Consider the following 1,260-nt stretch of genomic DNA (forward strand, 5'->3'; position numbering starts at 1 on the left):
CTGTTCTTACCCATAAAAAGTAGACACTCGGTTATGCGCATTTGCGCTCAAACTCAGCCGGGCTGACATAGCCAATCGCTGAGTGCCTACGAACACGGTTATAAAATATCTCTATGTACTCGAAGATACCTGACTTAGCCCGCTCAATCGAGTCGTAATTCTCGGCATAAATCAGTTCTACTTTAAGCCGGCTGAAGAAGGCTTCCATCGCCGCATTATCCCAGCAGTTGCCCTTACGGCTCATGCTGGGCACACAGCCGGCATTCATCAACACATCCTGATAAGTCGTCGAGCGATACTGCACGCCGCGGTCTGAATGCACTATCAGGCCCGCCTGCGGCTGCCGTCGTGCCAGTGCCATCTTCAGTGCCTGCGTAATCAGACGCTCAGTCATGCTGGTATCCAGTGACCACCCCACTATCGCTCTGGAGTATAAATCCATTACTGTAGCCAGATATAACCATTTGTCTTTCAGCCAGATATAGGTGATATCTGTGGTCCAGCGCTCGTTGGGTTTCTCAGCGTCAAAGCGTCTTTTTAGCAGGTTATCCGCCACATTTGTCATCGCTTCAGTGCGTGGGCTGTAGCGAAACGCCTTGCCGTTACGTGCCCGTATTCCTCTGGCTTTGAGGATGCTGGCAACAGTGTTCAGGCAACAGCTTACGCCCAGCGAATTAAGCTCTTTAACCAGTCTGGGCGCGCCGTAGCGCGCTTTGTAACGGGCGTAGCTATCCAGCACCTGTTGCTCAAGCTGCTCACGTTTAACGCAGCTGCGGCTGGGCTTACGGCCCCGCCAGCGGTAAAAGCCAGAGGCGGAGACTTCCAGCACCCGACACATCAACCTGACCGTATACTGCCCCACGTATTCGCTTATCAGGGCGTACTTTACTCCTGCTGCTTGGCAAAGTACGCAGCTGCCTTCTTTAGGAATTCGTTTTCCTTTTTCAGCGTGTCCAGCTCACGCTTTAACTGCCGGACTTTCTCACTTTCATCCTTGGAATAATCCACGCCATTGAGGCTATTAAACTGCTTATCAGACAACCGGTTAAACTGGGCACGCCAGTTGTAAATCTGATTGGGATGTATGCCCAATTCCTGGGCAACCGACGTCGCTGTTTTATCGGGTAAATCAGACAGTCTTACGGCTTCACGGCGGAACTCTTCTGAGTACGCCTGGGTTTTATGTCTGGCCATCTTGCACCTCAGTGTCAGGTACGATACCTAACTATAGAAGGTGTCTACTGATCATGGGTAACTCGG

Annotated in this window: 2 protein-coding genes; both read right to left on the reverse strand. The window is 51.5% G+C overall.

Features of this window, described 5'->3' with window-relative positions; all coding sequences use genetic code 11:
* Positions 1–31: 31 nt before the first annotated feature.
* A complete protein-coding gene (locus ABGI61_RS16720; protein ID WP_347603462.1) occupies positions 32–931 on the reverse strand; it encodes an IS3 family transposase in 900 nt (299 codons plus the stop codon).
* Complete coding sequence (locus ABGI61_RS16725) at positions 886–1,194, reverse strand: transposase (protein ID WP_216351835.1); 309 nt, start codon at positions 1,192–1,194, stop codon at positions 886–888. The genes ABGI61_RS16720 and ABGI61_RS16725 overlap by 46 nt, the downstream gene beginning before the upstream one ends.
* Between the last annotated feature and the right edge of the window lie 66 nt (positions 1,195–1,260).

Source organism: Rheinheimera fenheensis, assembly GCF_039871805.1.
Taxonomy (GTDB): Bacteria; Pseudomonadota; Gammaproteobacteria; order Enterobacterales; family Alteromonadaceae; genus Alishewanella; species Alishewanella fenheensis.

Bases quoted from the DNA above. Each gene is read 5' to 3' on its own strand.
- ABGI61_RS16725 (WP_216351835.1), bottom strand. From the start codon at position 1,194: ATGGCCAGACATAAAACCCAGGCGTACTCAGAAGAGTTCCGCCGTGAA.